Annotated in this window: 3 protein-coding genes; 1 reads left to right on the top strand and 2 read right to left on the bottom strand. The window is 72.7% G+C overall.

Annotated features, from left to right (window positions below; genetic code table 11):
* Positions 1-297 precede the first annotated feature (297 nt).
* Entirely contained in the window at positions 298-1,398 is a 1,101-nt protein-coding gene (locus ABQ292_RS26125; protein WP_369210619.1) for a M23 family metallopeptidase, read from the bottom strand.
* A gap of 950 nt (positions 1,399-2,348) precedes the next feature.
* Between ABQ292_RS26125 and ABQ292_RS26120 the strand changes: the two genes are divergently transcribed.
* Entirely contained in the window at positions 2,349-3,764 is a 1,416-nt protein-coding gene (locus ABQ292_RS26120) for a DUF2332 domain-containing protein (RefSeq protein ID WP_369210618.1), read from the top strand.
* Between the two features lie 3 nt (positions 3,765-3,767).
* Here the strand turns inward: ABQ292_RS26120 and ABQ292_RS26115 are convergent, their stop codons facing one another.
* Positions 3,768-3,917 carry a hypothetical protein gene (locus ABQ292_RS26115; protein ID WP_369210617.1) on the bottom strand — a complete coding sequence of 50 codons (150 nt, stop codon included), beginning with the start codon at positions 3,915-3,917 and terminating at the stop codon, positions 3,768-3,770.
* Between the last annotated feature and the right edge of the window lie 161 nt (positions 3,918-4,078).

Here is a 4,078-nt window from a genome sequence, read left to right as displayed (position 1 = left end):
CGTGAGCGTGGACTACGCCGCCCGATCCACTGTCGCCGGGGTCATGAGACTCGTGGCCTTGGGGGGGTTGTCGGGGAGGACATCGTCGGCCTGCTCGTGCCCTCGACCTCCCTGCCGATCGGGCGCGATCAATGCCGTCATGGGACTGGCCCACAGCGAACACCCCTCCACGGCGCGATCGCGCTGGCCGCCTACGCCGCGATCGCCGCCCTCGCCGCCGGCCGGCTCGTGCTGCCCCGAGATATCACATCAGCACCGGTCCCCACACTCTCGAGCCGTACTCCGGCCCGGCCCGGCTCAAGACTCTGGGAAGTCGAGGATGTCGAGGTCGAGCGGGTACTGCTGCCTCCGCGGTTGGGGGGTCGGCAGGAGGTCTTCGTTCCATACGCCCTCGAGGGTGTCCGACGCGGCGAAGGCGGCGGGGTCGACGTGCCCGACGAGGCTGAAGGCGTCGTAGGTGTAGGGCAGACCGCTGGAGCCGAGCACCGAAGCCCCGTCCATCAGGTGGAAGTGCAGGTGCGGAGCCGAGGTGTTCCCGCTGTTGCCGAGCAGGCCCAGGACCTCTCCCCGGCGGACCCGGTCGCCCGGCGCCACGGTGACCGACCCCTTCTGCAGGTGCGCGTAGAAGGCGTACCGGCCATCGCCGAGGTCGAGAACCACGTGGTTGCCGTCGACGGTCTCCAGGGTGATGGTCGACGGGTCGGGCAGCGAACCCGGCACCTGGTCGTCGAGGGTGTCCAGAGTGGCCACGACCGTGGCGTCGGCCACGGCGAGAACCTCGGCGCCGTAGGCGGTGTAGGACTCCACCACGGCCGGGTCGCCGGACACGAGCCGGCCCTCGTCGTCGAGGCGCATGTAGTCGATGGCGAACCGCTGGCTGTCCGCCAGGTGCCCGTTCACCGGCAGCACGGTGTTGCGGTGAATGCCGTCGGCGCCGCAGCAGCCGTTGATGGCCACCCAATCATCGCCGGCCAGGGGCGCCCCGAGCACGGGAGGCGTGCCGGACAGCTCGTACGGGGCGGCGGTGTAGTCGAGTTGTTCCGGGCTGGTGCCGCCGGCGAGGGGGGCGCCGGTGAGCAGGAAACGGTGGACGAGGGACGCCGGAACATCGGCCGCCGAGTCGAAGGACACGTGCATGAGCAACAGCCGGGAGACGAACGGCTCGATCTCCAGCGAACCGGCGGGCGTCTTGCCGGTGAGGTCGCGCAGGATGCTCACCAGCTCGTCCGCGCCGACAGTGGCGACCACCCGGTCCGGATCGCCGGCGTCGAGCACGCGGATCTCCTGCAGCGTCGCCGGCACAGGCTTGGCGTTGGTCAGCTGGATCTCGTAGACGACATGCAGCCGACCGTCGGTGCCGAGAACCGGCGCCGCTCCGGGGTCCAGAGTCGACGCCACCACGGGAGTGAACTGATCGGCAGGCGCAGCCGCGTCCGTCGCCGGCACGGCCGGCGACGTGGCCCCCGCTGCCGCACAGCCGGTGGCCAGGAGGACCGCGGCCAAGGCCGTTCCCCACCGGAAGCGGGTCGGCCGGCCTGTCCTGGTCCTCGGCTGCGACTCGGTGGCGACCGTGCCCATGGAATCCTCCTCGGCCAGTACTCCTACCGGCGCGCCGAAACGACGCCCGAGTACGGTCCCGCGTGCCGTGCCCGGGCGCAACGAGCAGCTCTGCGCCGTTGTCTCGCCGGCTCATGCCACCGCGGACACGGGAAGGGGACGAGGATCTCCGCCGTCTCGGGCCCGCCCGAGGAAGGGGACCGACCGCGGTGGTGCTCCGGGTCAAATCCCTTCCGCCGCCCACCTGCGGGTTCTCGGTGGGGCCTGCTGCGCCCCATCGCCGGAGGGCTCGGACACCGGGTGCACCCCGCTTCCGGCACCCGGGCGCGCCCGCCACTCCCGGCGCTCCCAACCGCGACGGATGACGTAGCCGGGTGGCGACGGGGAGGGCCTCAGCACGGCCCCACTTCCGTCGCGCTGCGGGGGCGGGGGCTATCACACCGCGGACCGGTCGGCCCGCGCGGATCGTCGTGGGCGAGATGCGCCAGGAGGAGCGCCTCGACCTGCCGCAGGACGGCTCAACCCACACCGGCTGTTGGGACGTTCCGAGCCTGCTGCGAGGGCCATGACAGCCGCTTACTGCTCGCTCACTTGCGCTTACGGCGTCATCCCGCTCATCGCGCCCGCGGTGTCGCGCACGGTTTGGGGTGACAGCATGGGGTCGTCGAGCGCAGCCTCGGCCGACGGTCCTACGAACTCCTGGCTCAGTGCGACCTCGGTGCCGCGACGATCACCGACCTCATCTGACCGGCCGGGACGTGCGCGTGCGCGCGCCGCCTATCCACCGACCGGTGCGACGTCTCCTCAGTCTGAGAAGAGGCCGTTCGTGTCCGCTGGTGCCGGCCCCGCTTCGTTCACGGGTGCTTCGGTTTGGGCGCTGGGCGCCCCAGGCGGCACCGGGGCCCGGGCCTTCTTGCGACGGTGCGGCGCCCGGTTCAACGGGAGCTCTGCCGCCGGTGACAGCCCAGTCGTCGGCACGGGCCGGCCGTGCGGGTGCCCGACCGCACCTGATGGACCCGCCCGTTGACGGGCCGGTGGCCGTCGGCGAGCCTGCGGGTGTGGACCGGGATCGTCGGGTGACGGTGGCGGAGCAGGCTCGGTCCATCGCGGCGGCCTGGTCCCCGCCGGACGCGCCGGCCAGCTGGTGGCTGACCGCTGCGACGTTCACCGCGATCGCGGAGGACGATGAGCTGCTCAGCCTGGCTGCGGCGGTGCCGCTGGACCGGCTGCCGCCGCTGGTGCTCAGCGCCGCGCTCAGGTTTCACCTCGATGAGCGCGGCCCGGCGCGGCTGGCCGCCTACTATCCGCGACCCGGCGGTGGGCAGCCACCGCCGGACGAGGGGTTCCGCCCGGCGCTGCGGGCCTTCGCCCGGTCCGAGGCCTCCGCCCTGGCTCGGCTGTGCCGTGAGCACCGCTACCAGATGAACGAGGTGGGCCGGTGCCTGGATGTGGTCCCCGCGCTCGCCGCGGTCGCTGCGGGGGATCCGCGGCCTCTGGCGCTGGTCGACCTTGGCACCGGTGCTGGCTTGGGCCTGCACCTGGATCGCTACCACTACACCTATCGTCTCCCCGACGGTACCGAGTCGAGCGCCGGGGACGTGCGGTCGCCGGTGCGGCTGTCCTGCTCCGTGCGCGGCAGAGGGCGACCGCCGGTCCCGCCTCGGCTGCCCGCCGTGGCGCTCCGGCTCGGCGTCGACGCCGAGCCGCTGGACCTCACCGACGCTGCCACGGCGCGGTGGCTGGCCGCCTGCGTGCCGCCGGAGGTCGGCGCGGTCACCCGGTTCGCCGCCGCCGTCGAGGTGGCCCGAGCGCACCCTGCGCCGAGCCTGCGCGGTGATCTCGTCGAGCTGCTGCCCAGGGTGGTCGAGGAGGTTCCGCCGGAGAGGCTGCTTTGCCTGGTCGACACCTATGTGCACGTGTTCTTGCCGCCGCAGCGCTTGTCCGCCTTCCGGGAGGCGGTCACACGGATTGGGCAGGTCCGCGACGTGGAGTGGATCTCGGTCGACCCGCTCGTCCCGTTGGGGCCGGCCGCGACCGGGACGGTGCAGGGCCTGGAGGTTCCGCCGGACTGGCTGCGGGATAACCGTGACGGCGGCGTGTTCGGCGTGATCGGCCGGGTGAGCATCCGGAACGGTGCGCGCCGCGGTGCGGTGCTGGGCCGGGCCCACCCCGGTGCCGCGTGGTTGGAGTGGACCGCGGCGCTGTGATGGTCACCAGGTCGGCAGGCTGTCGGGGCACAGCACTGTGACGATCCCCCGCCAGAGGTCGGTCGCGGGGACGGCCTCGGCGTCGGCCGCATTGACCATCACCACCACGCTCGCCTCCTCCGGCAGCTCGAAGACCTCCTCGCAGGTGGCCACCCGCTCCCGCGCCGGGATCGCTGCGCACAGGCAGTTCAGCAGCACAACTACCCGAAAAGGCATGTGTCGGGCCGGCGGGGGCGGCCCGTGGGACTGCTACGCATGGCGTTGGCCGGTGTGGGTCGAGTCCGGGGACAACCCTGACCGCGACCCGAGTCGGT

This window comes from Geodermatophilus maliterrae, from assembly GCF_041018925.1.
In the GTDB taxonomy this organism is placed as follows: Bacteria; Actinomycetota; Actinomycetes; order Mycobacteriales; family Geodermatophilaceae; genus Geodermatophilus; species Geodermatophilus maliterrae.
Note: the sequence above shows the minus strand (reverse complement) of the source record. Positions and strands in the feature narration are given on the sequence as shown.